At 40.2% G+C, this 19,236-nt stretch carries 15 protein-coding genes; 2 read left to right on the top strand and 13 right to left on the bottom strand.

Translation table 11 applies throughout. The features are described 5' to 3' along the window. Positions 1 to 30: 30 nt before the first annotated feature. From FCN14_RS14315 to FCN14_RS14340, 6 genes are all read right to left on the bottom strand, one after another. On the bottom strand, positions 31 to 366 hold the full coding sequence (locus FCN14_RS14315) for a DUF3470 domain-containing protein (protein WP_138431975.1): 336 nt from the start codon (positions 364 to 366) through the stop codon (positions 31 to 33). 87 nt (positions 367 to 453) lie between these two features. Next, the gene (locus FCN14_RS14320; RefSeq protein WP_138431976.1) at positions 454 to 1,692 is read right to left on the bottom strand and encodes an alkaline phosphatase family protein; all 1,239 of its coding nucleotides are present in this window, start codon (positions 1,690 to 1,692) and stop codon (positions 454 to 456) included. A 152-nt stretch (positions 1,693 to 1,844) separates the two neighbouring features. Then, the gene (locus FCN14_RS14325; RefSeq protein ID WP_138431977.1) at positions 1,845 to 5,198 is read right to left on the bottom strand and encodes a TonB-dependent receptor; all 3,354 of its coding nucleotides are present in this window, start codon (positions 5,196 to 5,198) and stop codon (positions 1,845 to 1,847) included. 211 nt (positions 5,199 to 5,409) lie between these two features. Then, positions 5,410 to 8,142: a TonB-dependent receptor gene (locus FCN14_RS14330; protein WP_138431978.1), complete on the bottom strand. Its 2,733-nt coding sequence runs from the start codon at positions 8,140 to 8,142 to the stop codon at positions 5,410 to 5,412. A gap of 235 nt (positions 8,143 to 8,377) precedes the next feature. Next, a complete protein-coding gene (locus FCN14_RS14335; RefSeq protein WP_138431979.1) occupies positions 8,378 to 9,064 on the bottom strand; it encodes a TIGR04283 family arsenosugar biosynthesis glycosyltransferase in 687 nt (228 codons plus the stop codon). Next, entirely contained in the window at positions 9,054 to 9,674 is a 621-nt protein-coding gene (locus FCN14_RS14340) for a TIGR04282 family arsenosugar biosynthesis glycosyltransferase (RefSeq protein WP_138431980.1), read from the bottom strand. The genes FCN14_RS14335 and FCN14_RS14340 overlap by 11 nt, the downstream gene beginning before the upstream one ends. Positions 9,675 to 9,835: 161 nt before the next feature. Between FCN14_RS14340 and FCN14_RS14345 the strand changes: the two genes are divergently transcribed. Next, complete coding sequence (locus FCN14_RS14345; RefSeq protein WP_246043178.1) at positions 9,836 to 10,306, top strand: hypothetical protein; 471 nt, start codon at positions 9,836 to 9,838, stop codon at positions 10,304 to 10,306. 49 nt (positions 10,307 to 10,355) lie between these two features. On the opposite strand, the gene FCN14_RS14350 is transcribed toward FCN14_RS14345, so the two are convergent. The 7 genes from FCN14_RS14350 to FCN14_RS14380 form a co-directional block, all read right to left on the bottom strand. Continuing rightward, positions 10,356 to 11,219: an MBL fold metallo-hydrolase gene (locus tag FCN14_RS14350; protein WP_246043179.1), complete on the bottom strand. Its 864-nt coding sequence runs from the start codon at positions 11,217 to 11,219 to the stop codon at positions 10,356 to 10,358. Between the two features lie 147 nt (positions 11,220 to 11,366). Next, the gene (locus FCN14_RS14355; protein WP_138431982.1) at positions 11,367 to 13,493 is read right to left on the bottom strand and encodes a DUF349 domain-containing protein; all 2,127 of its coding nucleotides are present in this window, start codon (positions 13,491 to 13,493) and stop codon (positions 11,367 to 11,369) included. 258 nt (positions 13,494 to 13,751) lie between these two features. After that, entirely contained in the window at positions 13,752 to 14,576 is an 825-nt protein-coding gene (locus FCN14_RS14360) for a mechanosensitive ion channel family protein (RefSeq protein WP_212747657.1), read from the bottom strand. 89 nt (positions 14,577 to 14,665) lie between these two features. After that, complete coding sequence (locus FCN14_RS14365) at positions 14,666 to 14,956, bottom strand: sll1863 family stress response protein (RefSeq protein WP_138431983.1); 291 nt, start codon at positions 14,954 to 14,956, stop codon at positions 14,666 to 14,668. Between the two features lie 41 nt (positions 14,957 to 14,997). Further along, positions 14,998 to 15,495, bottom strand: coding sequence for a Dps family protein (locus FCN14_RS14370; RefSeq protein WP_212747658.1), 498 nt, complete (start codon positions 15,493 to 15,495; stop codon positions 14,998 to 15,000). Positions 15,496 to 15,760: 265 nt separating this feature from the next. After that, positions 15,761 to 16,471 carry an RluA family pseudouridine synthase gene (locus tag FCN14_RS14375; protein ID WP_138431984.1) on the bottom strand — a complete coding sequence of 237 codons (711 nt, stop codon included), beginning with the start codon at positions 16,469 to 16,471 and terminating at the stop codon, positions 15,761 to 15,763. 37 nt (positions 16,472 to 16,508) lie between these two features. Next, complete coding sequence (locus tag FCN14_RS14380; RefSeq protein ID WP_138431985.1) at positions 16,509 to 16,859, bottom strand: hypothetical protein; 351 nt, start codon at positions 16,857 to 16,859, stop codon at positions 16,509 to 16,511. Positions 16,860 to 16,982: 123 nt separating this feature from the next. On the opposite strand from FCN14_RS14380, the gene FCN14_RS14385 reads away from it, so the two are divergent. After that, positions 16,983 to 19,229: a S46 family peptidase gene (locus tag FCN14_RS14385; RefSeq protein ID WP_138431986.1), complete on the top strand. Its 2,247-nt coding sequence runs from the start codon at positions 16,983 to 16,985 to the stop codon at positions 19,227 to 19,229. The last annotated feature ends 7 nt before the right edge of the window (positions 19,230 to 19,236 follow it).

The raw sequence follows: 19,236 nt of genomic DNA on the forward strand, positions 1-19,236 counted from the left end.
AAACATAATCACCTAAACACTGCATATATACTACCAGGTTTCTTGAAGATGTTCGAGCTTTTCTTCGACTTCTGCCCATTCATCGGCATCTTCCATCTCTTCTGTGGTTTGATTAATTATATGATCAGCCCACTCTTCGGCCAGCTGTTCATTAAGATCGATATAGTGCTCCCATTCCATAGGTACTTCATCATCGGGATAAATCGCTTCTACCGGGCATTCTGCCACACAAGCATCACAATCAATACATTCAAGCGGATCAATCGTCAGGAAGTTGGGGCCTTCCCGAAAGGCATCAACCGGGCACACTGCTGCGCAATTTGTATACTTACAGTTAATGCATGGTTCTGTTACTACGTAGGCCATTAGGTTCTTCTATTCTATTGCTGTTTTAAATTTGGACTAAATATCTCGGCTTCAGCGGATAGATGCAATGTTGATCGGCAAGAAACCTTAATTTAGAAGAACTCTAACGCTATCGATCGCGCCATCGTTCTGTGCCGGTGTGGTCCCCATTAAATGGTTTATTAATTCGTATATATGAATATTCTGGAAAGCTGCTACCGTTGAACCTGTTTTAAAAGCCGGACCTCGTGCTAAAAACAGTGCCTGCATTTCTTTATTCTTATTATCATAACCATGAGTGGCACGAGGCAGCGAATTTAGAAACTGTTGTTTATAATCCTCATCAAGAATGGTATAACCTAAATCAGCTACCATTACGATATCTTCCACACGTCGATGGTTCTTCAAATGATACCGTTCGGGCAACTCCTCTTTTTTATAAACTTTATAATTATTTTCAGCGGCCTTTAATGCTTGATACACCTTCTCACTTTTCTCTTCCGCAGGCTGAATCATCGTCATAGGTCCCCAAAGTACCCGTTCAACATCATTCATTTTAATGATCTTATCCAAGCTGATAATCTTATCAGCGGCTTGATTGACCATACCATGGTCAGATACGATCAGGATATTGGTTTTTCCCCAGATTCCTTTCTCTTTCATTCTCATCTTGAGATAACCAACCAGTTCATCTGAAAGTCGGATTGCGTTTTTCAGCGAATCAGACTGGATGCCATATCGGTGTCCTTTGGTATCTACGTAACTATAATAGAGAGTAGCAAAATCTACATCCTTACCAGCAGGCATCGTCATCCATTTTATAACGGTATCAATACGGGCTCGCAGCCTCATATCTGCATCATATGGTTTCCAATACGTTGGATACATGTCCTGTATATCAGCTTCAGAACCTACCCAAAACATGGTACCGGTACGCACACCCTGTTTTTCGAGCGTATTCCATATTGGTTCCCCACCATACCACTTGCCATTTTCAACAGCCTCACGATCTCGTATGCGGTACCACTCATCCCATTTAGGATCGTACATGGTATTACCAATAAAACCAGTATTCTCTGGATATAATCCCGTAGCTATAGAATAGTGGTTGGGAAAGGTTTTGCTTGGGAATACGGGAATTAACCCCTCAGATTGCACGCCCCCGGCAACCAGTGAATCGAAGTGTGGGGTATCAACCTTATTGAGATAATCATATCGAAAACCGTCAAAAGAAATTAACAGTGTCTTTTGATCTGGCAAAAGGGTATCAGTCGTTGACTTATTACACCCAAAGCTGACAAAAGACGTTGCAATAACTAAAACGATGGCTAGTGCTCTTTTCGTCATCAAAAAAATAGAGGATTAAATGAATTATATTACAAGGTTAGAAAGGTACAAAATAATGTGCAGAAGCAGCGCTTAGAGAATAACTTTTTACGCAAAAATACAAAAGGCAGCCCGGATGGACTGCCTTTTAATACAATAGTTAAGATTGCTTTTTAAAACGTATAGCGTATTCCAAACTGCATTAACCAACGTGAACTATAGGTTCCGAAATCCTGTATGCTTTGCTGGAACATATCATCTGTATTTTTAATGCTATTCGGATCATAATTCAGATTATATACAGGAGTATAATCTCCATTACCGGGATCTTGGAACTCTATAAACTCTATGGGTTCATAGGTTCCCCCAACATTATATCGGCTTCCCCAACTTTTATCAAACAGATCTCCCAACAACGCTGTGAAGTTAAATATATCCAGGGTAAACTCGAGCTTATGTCTGCGATTCATAAAATCAGCAAACAGCTCTTGCTCAACCTTAAGGTCAATAATGTGTTCGAAAGGTGCCCTGGATGCGTTGCGCTCGGCATATTGCCCACGCCGACTACTCAAATAATCACTGCTTTCAATGAACTCATTAAATGCTGCTATCTGTTCCGATACAGTGTATATAACATTGTTGTTGCCATCCGTTATTGGAGCCCATGTTAAATTTGATGCATCTTCGGGAACATAAATCAATGAAGCATCATCACCGCCTTCATTTACCAAGTTTTCACTTTGGTCAATAACATAAGAGAATGGTCTTCCTGAAGTGCCTTCATAGAAGAGTGATATAGTTGTAGCCAGATTACCCAAGAACTGTTTACGATAAACCAACGATGCAGTGAGACGATGCCCCATTGAGAAATCTGACCGACTCAATGACAGATTATTAGCACCATTGACATGCTCTTGACCATCCCAGAGCGAATTAATTTGTGAAGAAGTACCCTCATTCAAGACATAAGAATCTCCATATGTCCATGCAACATTTGTTCTGAAATTATCACTGAAGCTCTTTCGAAGCTGAACTGTAAAATCATAAGCATGTCCATCATTGGTATTACTAACTACATGAATATTTGAATATCGGGAATCGATGTATCGATCAGAGCCACTATAATTGTAAAATGGTCGGGTATCGGGGCCATCCAACGTTCCATTTTGAGACTTTAAGTTCACGTTCTCGATAACAATATTATTTACCGTCTTAGTATACTGCACTTCGAAAGTACCGATAATGTCATATGGCAAGCGTTGATCAACCCCTATGCTGGTTCGAAAAACCGTTGGATATCTGAAATCATCAGCAAACATTTCTAAACGACCACTTGGAATACCGGGCTGACCAAAGTCTTCAAGGGTTAACCCATTTGTGGGATCAGGTCGGAATGGAATAGGATCTCCATTATCCAAAGTAAATTCACCCTCGAAAATACCTGCCTCGATAATACCTGTATTCGCCCCGTTGTTTAAAAACATACCTCCCGGCCACACAAAAGGCACACGCCCCAAAAAGACACCGGCCCCTGCACGTAGTTGGGTAGTTCCTTCTCCATCTACATCCCAATTAACCCCAAAACGTGGTGAAATATAGAGCTGTGCCTTCGGAGTTTCTCCCGGACGAGCTCCTTTTAGATTTTTACCCGCTGCCTGCAAGTCTGGTATCGTAGTATTAAATACATCATCTGCATAACCGGGGTCTGTACTAACCTTCGGCATATCAAACCGAAGCCCCCCTGTCAGACGTAAGTCGTCTGTTACTTGCCATTCATCCTGTACATATAGCCCAAGCTGATATGCTTTAAAAGCCCCCGTATTTTGCGCTGCATCACCAATAGTATTTTGACCTCCAACGAGAGAAACACCGCGAAGGTAAAGAGCAGGAGTAGCAGGACTTATATTTGGATCGTTCACTGCACGCACAGACTGCAAAAAGTCATCAGCCCCAAAATAAAAATACCACCCATTATTGAATGGGATAAATTGGTTTGCCATGTCGTAAAACTCGTTATGGGTACCAATAGTTATGGTATGATCTCCAGCAAAAATGTTAAAATCATTGGTGACAGTCAGTATCTGCTGATCTAACAAGTTCGATGTTGAGAATGGCTCATTACCCAACGAAATATCGCCATCACCATCAAAAATAGTTACCGTTGGAAATGCTTCTCCAGCAAAATCACGATCATCCAGCACATCTGTATAACCGATGGTCAACTTGTTCGCCATCCTGTCTCCAAGAGAACTTGTTAATTCCAAAGCAGTAGAATGGGTAGTATTGGGAAAAACTTCGCTGTTCTTTTTGTAATTAATTGTCCCTACTCCGCTTTGGAACCGGTCTGTATTATCAGAAGCAGTGTAACTGTGTCGCAACATCAACTTATGATCTTTATTGATGTTCCAGTTCAACTTAAACAGTGCTTTATCGCTATCCAATGAACTGTTCTTATCACGAAACGTACCTGGATCATATCCCACTTCATTTTGCAAGGTAGTACTTATTTCTTCAAGCTTTGAAATAGTAGCATCTCCCTGGTAACTGTTGATTCCCAAAAATGGTCGCGGAGATTGCGATCTGAGCATTTCAAGATTGGCAAAGAAAAATAGCTTGTCTTCTATGATAGGTCCCCCCAGACGAAAACCAAACCGGTTATTCTTAAAAGCAGGTAATGCTTCACGGTCACTGTTATTAAAATTGGCAAGACCAATAGGAGTTTTTCCTGCCAATCCCTCATTCCTATTAAACCAGTATGCTGAACCTTCAAACTTATTAGTTCCGCTACGGGTTATTGCATTTATTGCTCCCCCGGTAAAACCACCCTGTGTTACATCAAACGGGGAACTATTAATTTGAAACTGTTCAATGGCATCCATACTAATAGGCGATGCACCTGTCTGACCACCATTTGTCCCTTGGGCAGAAAGACCAAACACATCATTATTAACAGCCCCATCAATAAAAATGGAGTTGAACCTGTTATTTTGACCTGCAATGGATATGGCGGCCCCGTCATCATCACTATTTACTACAAATGCCTGTGGATTTAACCGGGTATAATCTGCCAATGACCTACCCACTGTAGGTGCATCCTCGATATCTTCAGTAGAAACGTTTTTACCTATACCGGTTTTTGTTTTGTTAAATACATCTCCCGCTGCAGTTACCGTTACTTCTCCAAGCTCAGTAGAACCTTCAGAAAGGCTAACTTCGAGACTTAATGTTTCTCCCAACTCTAGTTGAAAACCTTCTCTTACATAGGCATCATACCCTACAAATGTAACCCTGATTCTATAGGGACCACCTGCCCTCATGTTACGAATATTAAAAGCGCCGTTAGAATTAGTAGCTGCTCCATATTCCGTTCCCGTAGGCAAATGTCGTGCTAATATATTGGCCCCCGGTAGCGATTCGCCTGACTCACTAACTACCGTTCCTTTTATTGAAGAAGTTGTAACCCCTTGACCCAATCCAATTAACGGTATAAGTAAAAACATCAGTAGTACAATCGAATAACGTTTCATAACTAAATAAGATATGTTCGTTAGAATTTACGACTGCTATATATTGTGACCCTCCTTTAACATTAAAAGAATTTAACACTATTAAATTGTTTTTACATAATCAAATTTCTTACAGAGAATACTGGGCAAAGTATATTCATATAAAAAAAAAGGGCAGCCCGGATGGACTGCCCTTTTTGCTTAACCTAATTTTAAACCTTATAACGGCAATTTAGAATTCGTACTTCAGCGATGCATTCCAAGTTCTACCAAAGCCAAACCATACAAAGTTTCGCTTATCAATACCATTCCAGGTTGGGTCGCCAGACTCAGCATGAATATTAGTATTAGACTCAGCGATATAGGTAGTATTAAAGAGATTATTAACATTAACCCGTAACGAAGCTGATTGACCAAATAGGTCAAACCGGTATGTAGAACCGAGGTCAACCAAACCGTAGGAAGGAAGCTTCAACGCACCTTTATTATCGGGTTGTTTAAAAGCATCTTCAGTAATACTATAGTCAGCATATAAATTATCTACATGGCGATAGCCCGCATCAACACTAAGATCGCCGAAACGGTAATCTGCCTGAATTGAGCCGACAAACTGTGCGGCATCTCCAATCTTAACATCTTTGGTATAGAGTGTAGCTGTACCAACTTGATTTTGATTATCATCAAAAAGGGTAGCGTCGAAGTTATTGGTATATTTCCAATCACCTATAGACAACATACCTTCAATTTTCAAGTTAGATATTGGTCGGTAAGTGGTTTCAAGCTCAATCCCGTTATGACGCTGATCCACATCGTCGAACTGGGCAGTACCAGAAGATCCCTGTCCGATAGGAAAACCTGTTTCAATAAATCGGTTACCCCAAACAGTAGAATAAAGATTCAGACTGACATCAAGGTTATAAGAGGTATAACCATATCCTAACTCAATAGAAGTAATCTTCTCATTTTGAAGATCCGGGTTGACATCATTCTGAAAACTGGGAAACACACCATCAAAAGTTGGCTGTCGTGAAATGAATCCGGCATTAGCAAATACATTATGCCGATCATTTATATTGTAGTTTACACCACCTTTAACATAACCGCCAGGTACATTTTTCTTTTTAGAAAGTGCATTACCGGACTCAGCGAAAAAGTCTTCACGCTGGTAGGACTTATTAGACAATCCACCCTGCAGCACTGCAGATATATTACCATTGTCATACTCAACCATCCCGTTAGCGCCCTGCCAATTAACAAAACCTATATTGTAATAGTCTATCTTAGGACCCGTCAGACCAGTATCCTTAAAAGGAGAGGCATCGATAGTAAGGTCAGGCTCAATAATTTGACCCCTAGAGTTATCATTACCACTAACAAAATAACCATCCAGACCTAACAGATCATTCATCGCGCGGTAGTGATAACCGGTGTACTTACGAAGATCAACCCCTAATGAAAAGGTAAAGTTATCTACTTCAGCTTTAAGCTTTGATATTCCTCCAATCCAGTTGTGAGAGTTCATTGATGCCCGTCGCATCATAACGGCGTTATTAACCCCGTTCTGGCTGTAGCCATCACCCCCAATCTTCTGACCTTGATAAGGTAAAGATCCTGTGTAGCCAGATGTTGTGGATTGGTTACTGTCCACAATGTTATCAAAATTAATTGTACCATCGTTATTCCGTACACCTGTACCATCACCTTCTTCTATAAAATGTTCCGTAAGGTCTTCATCGGGATCCCAATCAGGGCTGAAAGGATAAGCATCAATACTTGAATTAAAATAGTATTCACCACGTGGTCCAGTTCCTCCACCTCGACCGGCGGAACCGTACAATGATGTAGCAAGTGTTACATTTTCACTAATCTCCCAATCCCAGTTAAAGGTAGCCAGAGGTTTGTTATAGAAGTTACGTTCCATGTTATACTCTTCACCGTTTAAAGTACCGCCATTGGTATTCCATCGGGGATCAATACCGTCATCACCAAAGTTTTCAAAGTCTCGAATTGAAACATTTGTACTTCGCTGGTGGTGCCACTGTCCAGCTCCTAAAACAGAAAAGTTAAAAGCGTGACTATCGTTTGGTTCATAGCCGATTGCAGCGAAATAGGTCCACCCTTCTCCACTCGTGTTATTAACATATCCATTCCCTTGCCAGCGGCTCAAGAGTAATGATGCTGACCATCCATTTTCACTAAGGCCAGTATTATAAGAAGCAGTAGATTTAATGTATCCATCATTCCCTACCATCTGTGAAACAGAACCGCCTTGTTCTTTCTCAGCAGTTTTTGTGAAAATAGAAACAGTTCCACCTACAGAGGGTACAGCAAGCATTGAGGCTCCGAGACCACGCTGAATTTGAATTCCGGAAGCAACATCTGTCAAACCTTGCCAGTTAGACCAATAGACCCAACCATTTTCCATATCATTTACAGGCTGACCATTAATTAAGAAAGCTGTATTACTTTGGTCAAACCCACGCAAAGAAATACGGGAATCTCCATACCCACCACCCTGCTTCGTTGCATAAGCACCGGGAGTGTCATTCATGATTTCCGGGAACTCCAAATTACCCACTTCTTCAGATATTTCTGATGGAGAAATTGTAGAAACAGCAATAGGAGTTTGGCGAGCCCGTGCAATATCAACTGTTTTTGTTGACACTACAATTTCACCTAATACCTTTTCATTCGGTTCAAGAGTTACAACCATCCCATCTTCTGCGGAAACTTCTTTTGAAGTATACCCTACAAATGAGATAACCAGAACATCTCCTTCTTCCGCATTAATTGTAAATGTACCATCTACTCCTGCAGAGGTTCCCGTTTGGGTTCCTTTAATAACTACATTTGCACCTGGTAATGGGTCGTTTGAATCTGCCTCTAGTACACGTCCGCTAATTTGAGCTGACGCCAGAAGAGGAAACAGTACCAAAGCAAAAAGAATGCTTATGTAACGTTTCATAATCGATAGATATGTTCGTTTAAATTAGTGATTTGATAAGTGAATCTATTCGTGATCACTCATGGGATTTTTACCTGCTTTAACCTTATAAGCATATAATTTGAGAGTGGAAGATAATCTTAAATTCCTACCATCCCCTTTCCCAGAGCGATGTTAAAATAAAAAATCTAAGATTAGCATACTGTTAACTCTGAATTAACGAAATTCGGTTTAGAGGCAGTTAACGGTGTTATCCCTATTGGAGTGTTTTTTCTTTGAGCGACAACAAATATTCTTGTTCTACCCCTAAAAAGTAGAGTGAATAGATAAGAAAAAATACCAGTTGCAACTTGACTACCCCCACTTTGCGATATGAACGTGCCGAAGTTGTAACTACATTATCCAATATAACAAACGTGGTATCCCTTTTAATGCGCCGGATAATTTCATTGTCTTCCATAAGCAAATGATCCTCCCGGAACCCACCTATATCTTGAAATAATCCCTTTTCAATGAATAAACTTTGATCCCCAAAACGAAAAGCATCTATATCGAACTTCGTAAACCAGGCATAACTTTGGAGTAACCAGTGGTTATCATCAAAAGCCAGCTGAAAGCAACCGGCTGGAATCTCTCTATGGACGGCGTCAACAATCTCTTGATCAAAGTCTTGGGGAGGCACGCTATCAGCATGCAAAAAATACAGCACTTCCGATGCTGCCTGTTCTGCCCCATAGTTCATTTGTGCCGCCCGTCCCTTTCTGGGAGAACTAATTACCTTTGCTGATGTCTCCTTTGCCTTATATACGGTCTCGTCCGAGCTTCCGCCATCAACTACAATAATTTCGTCAACCGTCTCTCCCGAGTTTTCTATGACTGCAGATATTGTATTTACAATACAATGCTGCTCATTATAAGTTGGGATAATTACACTAATTTTCATTGCCCTTAACTCTTAACCGTGATTCCATCAGATCTTTCTCGGTATCAATGTCATTAAGCTCTTCTACTGCTTCGTACATCAAGTTCATCCTTTTAATACGCCGGATGGTTTCATCATAGACCGATGGAGTGCTCCATTCCATATTTTCAAAAAGATCGGGCAGATACTGATTCATCCCTAACAAGTAATAACCGCCATCTTGGGATGGCCCAATAACAACATCATGGTTCTGCAAGATGCTATATGCATTTACCAGGTGGCTTTTCTTGAGTGCTGCACAATCACTTCCAATAATAACGGCGTGTTCATAGCCCTCCATAAAGGCCTGCTCAAAAGCATTACTCATCCGTTCACCTAAATTTTGGCCATGCTGTAGTTTCTTTCTATAGTGCTCTTCGCTCCAGCGATCATCATTATCAATATATTCAGAATACCACAGTTGTCTGTCGCAGTTTACCTTGCTTGTAACATTTCGTGTTATCTCTAATAACTGCTCATATACCAAACATGCTGTTTCGGGACCAACTGATTTTGCCAGCCGTGTTTTTACTTTACCGAACTCGGGATTTTTTATAAAAATAAGAAGCACATCTTGTTCGGAACTATTCATCTTTCAAGCTTTGTTTAAGTATTTTCTAATAGCATCAGGTGGTTAATAATCCTACTCATTTCAATAATTTAGCTTGGAACATCTCGCCTGCCAATCAATTTAATTGGACTAATGATCTAGAAAATATCTTACTAATTAATTCTGAAATAATTTCTCAAATTATGAAAAAGCTACTAACGGTAACAATACTGTCAGCTTTTCTAGTCCTTTCGTTAAATACCATTTCAAATGCTCAAGATGCCAATAAAGATCTTGGGGTCGGATTTATAATCGGCGAACCAACAGGTCTCAGCCTCAAGAGCTGGACCGGTGGAGGCAATGCCATAGATGCCGGTTTGGCATGGTCTTTTGGCCGCTATGATGCTATCAACATACATGCCGACTATCTCTGGCATAATTACGAAACTTTTAATAAAGTAGACTCAGGCTCATTACCCCTTTACTATGGTATAGGCGGACGCTTGGTATTGGGAGACTCCAGCTTTATTGGTGCCCGGCTTCCAATCGGTTTGAACTACCTGCTCGAAGATTCTCCAGTCGGCTTTTTCTTTGAAGTTGCTCCCATCATTAATATTGCCCCTGCAACCAGTTTTGATGTTGACGGTGGATTAGGAGTCCGATTTTATCTATAAAATAGGTTTTGAACCTGCGAAAAAGGGGTGCTAAATAAGCATCCCTTTTTTAAATTAAGAGCTGTGTCCCTTCTTTAGCAAGCTCAATGGTATTAAAAAAGGGGGCATATTTTCGCTGCAATTTTTGATCCAGCTCTGCCAAGTCTTGATCTGTAGAATCAGGATCATGATGTGTTATAAATAGGTTTTTCACCTTTGCTTGCCGGGCAAAATCAACGACAATTTCCCAGGCCGAATGTCCCCATCCATGCTTTCCTTCATAAGATTCCAAACTATACTGCCCATCATGAATTAAAATATCCGCACCCTCAAAAAAGGATTCTAACTTAGCATAATAATCCCTTCCTGCCTTAATAGCCTCAGGTTCAAGCTCATTATCAGGACAAAAAATTATAGTGGTACCATCAATTTCGATCTTGTAAATAGCGGTATTGGTGGTGTGGTTCGCCAGCATATATTCTACACTATAACCGTCATACTCAACCTTTTCAGGAGACTGAGTTACATATTTAAGGTTGGCGTCAATCATCTCTAAGGTTACCGGGAAAAATGTTTTCGTTAAATGTCCCGATAAAATCTCTTTACACCCCCCATCTTCTTGTTCAGGCATATGGATCTCAAATTGATTCTTGGAACCATATATAGGTTTAAAGAATGGGAATCCCTGGATATGATCCCAATGCGGGTGAGTAATAAATATACGTCCCCTAACTTTGGTGTTACCATTCTGTCTATTTCCCAGATTGCGAATACCCGTACCGCTATCAAGAATTAGCAATTCATCAGATTGAGGAATAGTCACCTGCACACAGGTCGTATTTCCTCCGTAAACCATATTTTCTTTATTCGCACATGGAGTCGACCCTCGGACTCCCCAAAAAATAATACTTATCTGATTATTCTTTTTGCCCATGCAAATACTTTGGAAATTAAACAGTTACTACCAATACAGCCTATCTATCATCTTTTTTATTAGCCCTAATACTTTTATTAAAAAGACAGGCAAACTCTTTAAATGTTGTAAAAAAATAGCAGAACCTGTCAGAAAAGCAAACTTTACTTACTCTACTGAACCTTCACGGATATCATCCATTTGATCCGTTAAATCCTCCATTTTTTGGCGCTTCTGTTCTATCTCCTCTTCAATATTTTCAATTTTCTTTTCGACCTCATCTAACAAGCTGTTACCTCCATTGGTAGGCTTAAAATAGGTCTTCTTCTCTTCATATTGGAGTGCTTCTTTTTCTAAGCTGCGGACCTCTTTTTTGATCGCTTTATATTCTTTCCGCAACTCTTGAATTTGGTTACGATCCTCAGGGTTCAAGTCTGCCTTAGCTAACTCCTGGTCAAACTTATCTCCTGACTTGGCTGCCCGCATACGATCATAAATAACGTCACAGACCTCACGGTACTGCTTCCACATTTTATTCTTATGCTTTATGGGCACATACCCTACATTCTTAAACTTTTCTTGTAAGTCCTTTGCAAGATCAACAGCCTTGATAGGATCTTCGTGACTACCGAGTTCTCTAAGCTCTTCCAGAATCTCTTTTTTCTTTTTGAGGTTTTCTTTACGCTCTTCCTTTACCTCCTTAAAATGTTCGCGACGGCGATCATAGAATTCATCCATCGCCCCTTTAAACTTCTTCCAAATTTTATTGGATTTTTTTCGAGGCACAGGACCAATTTTTTTCCAGCGATCCATATAGCTCTGCATCTTTGAATGCCCCTTCTCAAAATCATCGGTCTCTTTAATGGCATTAGCTTTATCGATAAGCTCCAACTTTTGTTGGTAATGCTCCTCTTCGAGCTCCTCAATTTTATCTCGATTATTAGATTTCTTTTCATTGAAAGCATCCGTTGCCGCTTTAAAACGGTTCCATAACTTATCTTCTGTCCGTTGTGGCAAATTCCCTACTTTCTTCCAACGGCGGTGTAGTTTATTAATCTTTCGGGCGGCAATTGCTAAATCATCTTCTTCGAGAAGGGCTTCTGCTTCTTCACAAAGCTTTTCTTTTTTATGATAAAAACGGTCTACCTTAGACTGGTGCTCAGGATCATGCTTATATTTTTGATCGTAATATTTGTCTTGAGCGGCTTTATACCGTTCCCAAACATTATTTGCTTTATCCTTCGGAACCCTACCAATTTTTTTCCACTGTTTTGTAAGGTCTTCGAACTGCTCTTCCAGCTCATCCCATTCAGTAGTTTCATGATTGATAGACTCGGCCACATTTTCCATCTTTTCAAGCACCGTCAGCTTTAGCATCAGGTTGTCTTCTTCTTTTTGGCGCTTTTGAACAAGCCGATCTACTTTATGTTCGTTAAAAGTATCAAGCAGCTCTTCAAATCGCTCATCAAGCTCCTCGCCTTTGCCAGAGGGTAGTGGGCCTGTACTGTTCCACTGCTGCTTCATCTGGCCTACTCGTTTAGTAGCTGTCCAGGTTTCGTTAGAAACAATACCTTCAAACTCTTTAAGAAGCTTCTTCTTAGTCTCTAAGTTCTGTTGCCGCTTCTCTTTCTGCTTTTTGTAATAAGCTTCCTTTTTCTCCTCATAGTCATCAACAATCTTATTAAACTTCTGAAAAAGTTTCTTGACCTTCTCAGAATCAGTAGTGGGACCGTCAGCCCATTTATGGCTAAGGTTATTCAACTCACCAGACACATATGACCAATCATCTTGCTCGGCAAGCTCTTGAGCCTTGCTAATAATATTCCTATAAAATGTTACGGGATCCTCATCATTTTCTTCGTTTGATAACTCTTCGGTAGGCTCTTCTGCTTCTCCCGTATTTTCTTCCTCAATAACATCCTCCTTGGCTTTCTCAGTATCTTCTTCACTTGATTCCTTATCAACCGTCCCTGCCTCATCAATACGACTGAGCAGGCTATCAAAATCCCCAATTGCTACTGTTTCCTGAACATCCTTTTTTAAAGAAGCAAGCAACTCACTTGTAACTTCCTGGTCAGAAATTGCCTGTTCAACCTTCTCCTCTAATGCACTAAAGGCACCCTTGAAGTTAGCAATTTTTTCTTCGACCTGATTAGCCGGGACCTCACATAACTTCCGTTGGTCTCCCTGCCCCCCATCCTTTAAAAAAAGCTCATTATTTTCAGTTAAAAATACGTATTCATCCTCATATAAAAATTCGGATGTCTTTTCTTTTTCTTCCATAGTTGTATTCACAGAAACCTCTGTTGTAGCTCTTGGCAATTCTGATTTACGTTATATGCTAATAACGTGTAACTAAGATAATATTTCTAAAGAACTTATTACAATTGAGATGAGAATTACACCATCAACCCGATAAAAATGACATAGCCTACCGATAGTTAGGTACAATCACCGTACTAAAAGTGACTTTAAATCCTTAAAGCTTGCCCTGAGGTGCTCCTTACAAAGCTTAACTTTTGTTATGTCTTCCCCCAAAAATCTCTACTAAAATTAACTTTCTTCTTTATGAAGGTAAACATCTTTAGAGGGATATGGAAAGCTAATTCCTTCTTCATCAAACCGTTCCTTAATGCGCTTTATCAGATCATATTTTAAAGACCAAAAATCTTCTTGTTTTGCCCAGGGACGCACCATAAGATTTACCGAGCTACCACCTAGTTCAGAAACAGCCACTTTGGGTTCAGGCTCCTCCAAAATTCGATCTTCGTTATCAAGAATATTCTTAATTGTTTCTATCGCATGATCGATATCATCATCATATCCAAAGCCAATCACCAAATCGATACGTCTTTTATCATTGGCCGACATATTTTTAATGTTACTCCCCCATACATTGGAGTTAGGCATCACAATAGCCACATTATCAAAGGTATTTACCTTAGTCATCACTACCCCAATCTCTTCAACAGTGCCAGACGTTCCGTCTACCTCTATTGAGTCACCAACATTAAATGGCCGCATCACTAAAAGCATAACTCCTGCAGCTATATCTGAGAGCGTACCCTGCCAGGCTAAACCGGCTGCAAGCCCGGCTGCTCCTAAGACGGCTACAAGACTTGCCGTTTGGATACCCACCATGTTTAATACAAAAATAACAACCACTGTTAGCCCCAGAATCTTCGTAACTTTGGCCAACAGGGGAGTTAACGTATCATCAATTGTTTCTGAACTTTCACACTGTCGTTGTACTTTTTTGCTAAGCCATCCAGCAACAATCCATCCCACCACTAAAACAAATATTGCCCCTACTACTTTTAAACCGTACTCAACCAATTGAGGCATAACACTTTCAAAGAGCGATTGAAATTCTTCCATATTTACAGCAGTCTTTTTAAAATTCAATTTATAAATAAATAAGGCAGTACATCAATGTACTGCCTTATAAACTAAAGGGAAATATCGATTTATTTTTGAATAATCTCTCGGATTTCAGCTAAACCTTTTTTTACATCACCCCAAAGCTGTTCGGTATCAGACTTAATATCTTCAAGAGTTTTATCTCCAGATTCTTTTATCTGGTTCAGTTTTAACTTAAGGGCTTCGCGTTTTTTTGTTAATATTTCGATTCGCTCTTCGAGCTTAACTTTCAGACCTTGCGACTCTTCATTTGCCTTCTCTTGTAGCTCATCGATCTGTGTGTTCCACTCTCTGAGCTTCGTTTCCAACTTATTTATGTACTCTTCTCGTGTAGCCATAATTATTGTAGTTATATTAATATTTCTATAAAGCCCAACAACTATTCAAGATGGCTTCGCAACATCCAAGCTGTCTTAGAATGCACGTGCAACCGCTGAGTTAACAAGTCAACAGTAGCCTCATCTTCGGCTTCTTTTGCCGGTTCAAGGGCCTGCCGCGCCGTGCGAAGAACCTGTTCGTTGCCAAGTGCCAACCGTCGAACCATCTCTAATGCTTCGGGCTCTTCTTGTTCCTCCTTAATAGAAGTTAACTCATTAAACTCTTTAAATGTTCCCGGCGCCCGATATCCCAAAGCACGAATACGTTCTGCGATCTCATCAATGGCATCAGCAAGTTCGGTGTACTGTTGCTCAAACTGCTCGTGCAATGAATGGAAAAGCTCACCGGTTACATTCCAGTGGTAGTTGTGCGTTTTAAGATACAACATATATGAATCTGCCAATACTTTTGAGAGTTCGTTGGCTATAGCCCTTCGACTCTCCTCATTAATACCAATATTGATATCCATCTCTTTCTTTTCTATCGTAGTGGTACTCATTTCTGAACACCTCGTATTTGTTTTTAATTATTGCATTTGCAGTTCCAGCTACAATCTCTAGTCCCATCTGTACTCAATTCAACGATTTCTGCAATCAACTCGCAAAAAAACTCTTTTAATACTTGTATAACCATAATTCTTTGTTACTCTTAAATTGTTGGACTATCACTACATGAATATCCCGCTAATCATTCCAATAGACCAATAGAAGGTATTTATCAAACAGATAGGAAGTATCTTATACCAAGAATAGGGTGACAGCTTTTTAGCTTGTGTGTTTTTCTTTATTCCAGCGGAACTGATCGATAAGGCGAAGCATATCGGCAGGAATCTTTGCCTCACACTTTACCGTTTTGCTCTTCCGGGGATGTTTAAAAGAAAGTTGATATGCGTGAAGGGCCTGGCGATCAATCAGCGGTTCCTTCTCCTCTTCGGGAGCATAATGTTGATCTCCCACTAATTGGTGCCCAACATGTTCAAACTGAACACGGATCTGATTTTTAAGTCCGGTATCCAGCTGGACTTCAACCAATGTATTCTCAAAAAACCGTTCTTTCACCTTGTAGGATAACCGGGCAGGCGTAGCCCCCTCTTCACTTGGATCTACTACGATATTACGAAAACCTTCTTTAATAAGCTTAAGATGATGTTCAAGCGTACCTTCATCTTTTTCTATGATGCCTCGCACGATAGCAAGGTACGTACGCTTGGGCTCATGATTTCGAAATTTTTTATAAAGGTCGTCATACGCCCGCTTATTTTTGGCAAAGACCATCAAGCCGCTGGTATATCGATCTATGCGATGCACACACCCTACCCGCACTCCATGCTTGCCAAGATGGTCAGCAACAAGGTCATATAGATTTTTCACATTACTGTCAGGAATAGGAACAGCTAATAACCCGGCAGGCTTATCAACTACAAAAATATCCTTATCCTGTTCAACAATATAGAATGGGCGTTTTTTTGCAGCCATAACACGAACGGTATAAAACTAAGATATCGTATACTACTTAAGCATCGATATCATGTACCTCTTTTAGAATTGCTTTTGCCTCTTTATCGCCACCTTGCATTACTTTATGCTGCAAATTTGTAACAATCTCTTGTTGGGCGTTTTCAAAAGCCATCTCTTTTGCCTGCTTTTCAGTTCCCGTTCGCAACAGTTCGAAGACGTCATCTGCACGAATAACGCTATACAGCTTATCCTCATTAAATGCATGCGAACGCAACTCTTCATATTCTTCAAAGAGCTTAGGGAATTCTGAAGTTTCCTCAGCGCGATCAATTACCTCAACATCTTTGGGGCCTTCTGCGCTTAGAGGTATTTTACAGAGATAGAAAAACTTATGCTCATATTTCATATTCGAACAACCTTAATCTTTTATAATCCTTTCAAAAGTTATATCGCTTTAATGTAAGAAAAAATCTTCGCACCTTCTTAAAGCTTCGCCACCAAATATAAGCATCTAATCAGATAAATCAGCATGTATCAATCAGGAAAATTGTGCCGGCTAATTATTCCCTTTTTTTTTCTTGCAGGAATTGTACCATCGGGATGCGCATCCTCCTCTTCGGTACAACAGCAAGAGGCTCAAGCACAATCGCACACCCCTTTTGGGGATAGCACAGCCCCAGACGACCAAGGAATGTGGCTACTTCCCAACATTGAAGAAGCCATATTTAACGAGTTAAAAAGCAAAGGCTTACAAGTCCAAAAATCGGATTTATACCATCCCCGCGAACCATCATTAAACCAAAGTATTGTGCGCATAAATATTGATGGCAACAGCAGTGGCACGGGCTCCTTTGTATCTCCCAACGGTCTTATCCTTACTTCTTACCAAACCGCCTATCCCGGGATTACGGCTGCAAGTATAATGAAGGAAAAATATCTTACAAAGGGGTTTAACGCGGACAGTATGAACGCAGAAATCCCCCTTCAAAACTTTACGCTTTACATTACCGTTGAGCAAAAAGATGTAACCTCCAAAATACAATCCCAGCTAGCCGATACGCTCACTTTTTACCAGCAAGAGCAAAAAGCAAAGACTATTAAGAAAGAACTTATAGCTGAACGAAAAGGGGATAATAGTAATCTGGTTGTAGAAATAGATGATATCTGGTCGGGAAACCGACAATTAATGTCGATATATAAAATTATCCGTGATGTACGGCTGGCTCATGTGCCTCCTACATCAATTGGTTTATATAACAATGACTTTGAAAACTGGCACTGGCCGACCCATGCCGGAGATTTTGCTTTCCTGCGTGCTTATGTAGATCCCAGCGGGCAGAGCCAATCATATAACTCCTCTAACATCCCATTCCAACCTTCTTTTCACCTAACTATAGACAATTCGGGAGCTGAACCCCACAGCTTTACCATGACGTTGGGCTTCCCCGGACAAACGTACAGAAACGAAAGTAGCTTCGCCTTTGAATTTTATAACAATTACCGCAACCCAATCCTGATTGAATCTTACCAAGCCATACTTAAAAGCCTGCGACATGCGGCCCAACAAGATTCTGTTAAAGCTCTTAAAAGTGCCTCTAAGCGAGCATCAATAGCTAATGCTCTTAAATACTACCGGGAAATACAACGCGGATTTAGCAACCAAAATATTCTTGAAAAGAAAAGGGCAACAGAGCAGTATTTTGAACAGTGGATACGAAAAGATTCTTTGCGCTACCAACAGTACCGGAGGGTATTTCGGCAATTGAAACAATCCTACGATATTGCCTCTCAATCAGGCGACCTGTTATATGGGTTGGTGCAGGCAATAAACAATAACAAATTGTTGAAAATTGCCGGATTTTATAATGCATATCGTAACCATCGAGCTGATAATTCTAATATAGATTTAACGAAAGAACAAAAAAGAAATCTAATAACTCAGCATAAAAAAGTATTAGAAAATATAGATATCGAAGCACAAAAAATGATGCTTTCAGAAATGCTGTATTCACTGGCAACACTCCCCGATGGTAAAGTAATGTTCTATCTGGTTCGACTTTTTGATGAAAAAGAAGGCCATAATCTTAAAAATGAGATCAAAAGTTATGTAGATTCTCTGGAACAAAGCTCTATTATATTTGACCTGCACAAAGCTAAAAGATTTACAGCCCTTCCCATTGATAGCGCTCGATCTAACTCCATTGATCCTATGGTAAAACTCTATAAAGAGATGATAGAAACCTACCAGTTTAGCCGTAAGAATTACCTGCAACATTTACCGTATTTGCGTCCCGCGCAACGCCGATATACGGAGGGGATGCTATCATTTCAGCAAGATTCCACAGCCTACCCTGATGCTAATGCAACGCTTAGACTTAGTGGTGGACATATTGCCGGCTATACAGACACAAATAACAACTACCACCCCCCTTTTACTACCCTCAGTGGATTATTTGATAAAATTGGCACAGATGATTCATTTGATATATCTGATAAGCTTGCAGCTTATGCAGACTCTACAGATTACCAACCCGTAAACTTTCTGTCCAGTAATGATATAACCGGCGGCAATTCCGGAAGCCCTGTCATGAACAAAGAGGGAGAAATTATTGGCTTAACCCTTGATAGCAATAGAAAAGGAATAATTGGAGACTATTATTACGACAAACGCTTCAAACGAGCCATTAACGTTGATATCAGATATATTCTTTTTCTATTAGAAGAAATTACAGGAGGCGATCAGTTGTTAAAAGAAATGCAGAAGAGAACTGAATAACGATTTA

Source organism: Fodinibius saliphilus (assembly GCF_005869845.1).
Lineage (GTDB): Bacteria > Bacteroidota > Rhodothermia > Balneolales > Balneolaceae > Fodinibius > Fodinibius saliphilus.

Bases quoted from the DNA above. Each gene is read 5' to 3' on its own strand.
- FCN14_RS14315 (WP_138431975.1), bottom strand. From the start codon at position 366: ATGGCCTACGTAGTAACAGAACCATGCATTAACTGTAAGTATACAAAT.
- FCN14_RS14320 (WP_138431976.1), bottom strand. From the start codon at position 1,692: ATGACGAAAAGAGCACTAGCCATCGTTTTAGTTATTGCAACGTCTTTT.
- FCN14_RS14325 (WP_138431977.1), bottom strand. From the start codon at position 5,198: ATGAAACGTTATTCGATTGTACTACTGATGTTTTTACTTATACCGTTA.
- FCN14_RS14330 (WP_138431978.1), bottom strand. From the start codon at position 8,142: ATGAAACGTTACATAAGCATTCTTTTTGCTTTGGTACTGTTTCCTCTT.
- FCN14_RS14335 (WP_138431979.1), bottom strand. From the start codon at position 9,064: ATGAAAATTAGTGTAATTATCCCAACTTATAATGAGCAGCATTGTATT.
- FCN14_RS14340 (WP_138431980.1), bottom strand. From the start codon at position 9,674: ATGAATAGTTCCGAACAAGATGTGCTTCTTATTTTTATAAAAAATCCC.
- FCN14_RS14345 (WP_246043178.1), top strand. From the start codon at position 9,836: ATGAAAAAGCTACTAACGGTAACAATACTGTCAGCTTTTCTAGTCCTT.
- FCN14_RS14350 (WP_246043179.1), bottom strand. From the start codon at position 11,219: ATGGGCAAAAAGAATAATCAGATAAGTATTATTTTTTGGGGAGTCCGA.
- FCN14_RS14360 (WP_212747657.1), bottom strand. From the start codon at position 14,576: ATGGAAGAATTTCAATCGCTCTTTGAAAGTGTTATGCCTCAATTGGTT.
- FCN14_RS14365 (WP_138431983.1), bottom strand. From the start codon at position 14,956: ATGGCTACACGAGAAGAGTACATAAATAAGTTGGAAACGAAGCTCAGA.
- FCN14_RS14370 (WP_212747658.1), bottom strand. From the start codon at position 15,495: ATGAGTACCACTACGATAGAAAAGAAAGAGATGGATATCAATATTGGT.
- FCN14_RS14375 (WP_138431984.1), bottom strand. From the start codon at position 16,471: ATGGCTGCAAAAAAACGCCCATTCTATATTGTTGAACAGGATAAGGAT.
- FCN14_RS14380 (WP_138431985.1), bottom strand. From the start codon at position 16,859: ATGAAATATGAGCATAAGTTTTTCTATCTCTGTAAAATACCTCTAAGC.
- FCN14_RS14385 (WP_138431986.1), top strand. From the start codon at position 16,983: ATGTATCAATCAGGAAAATTGTGCCGGCTAATTATTCCCTTTTTTTTT.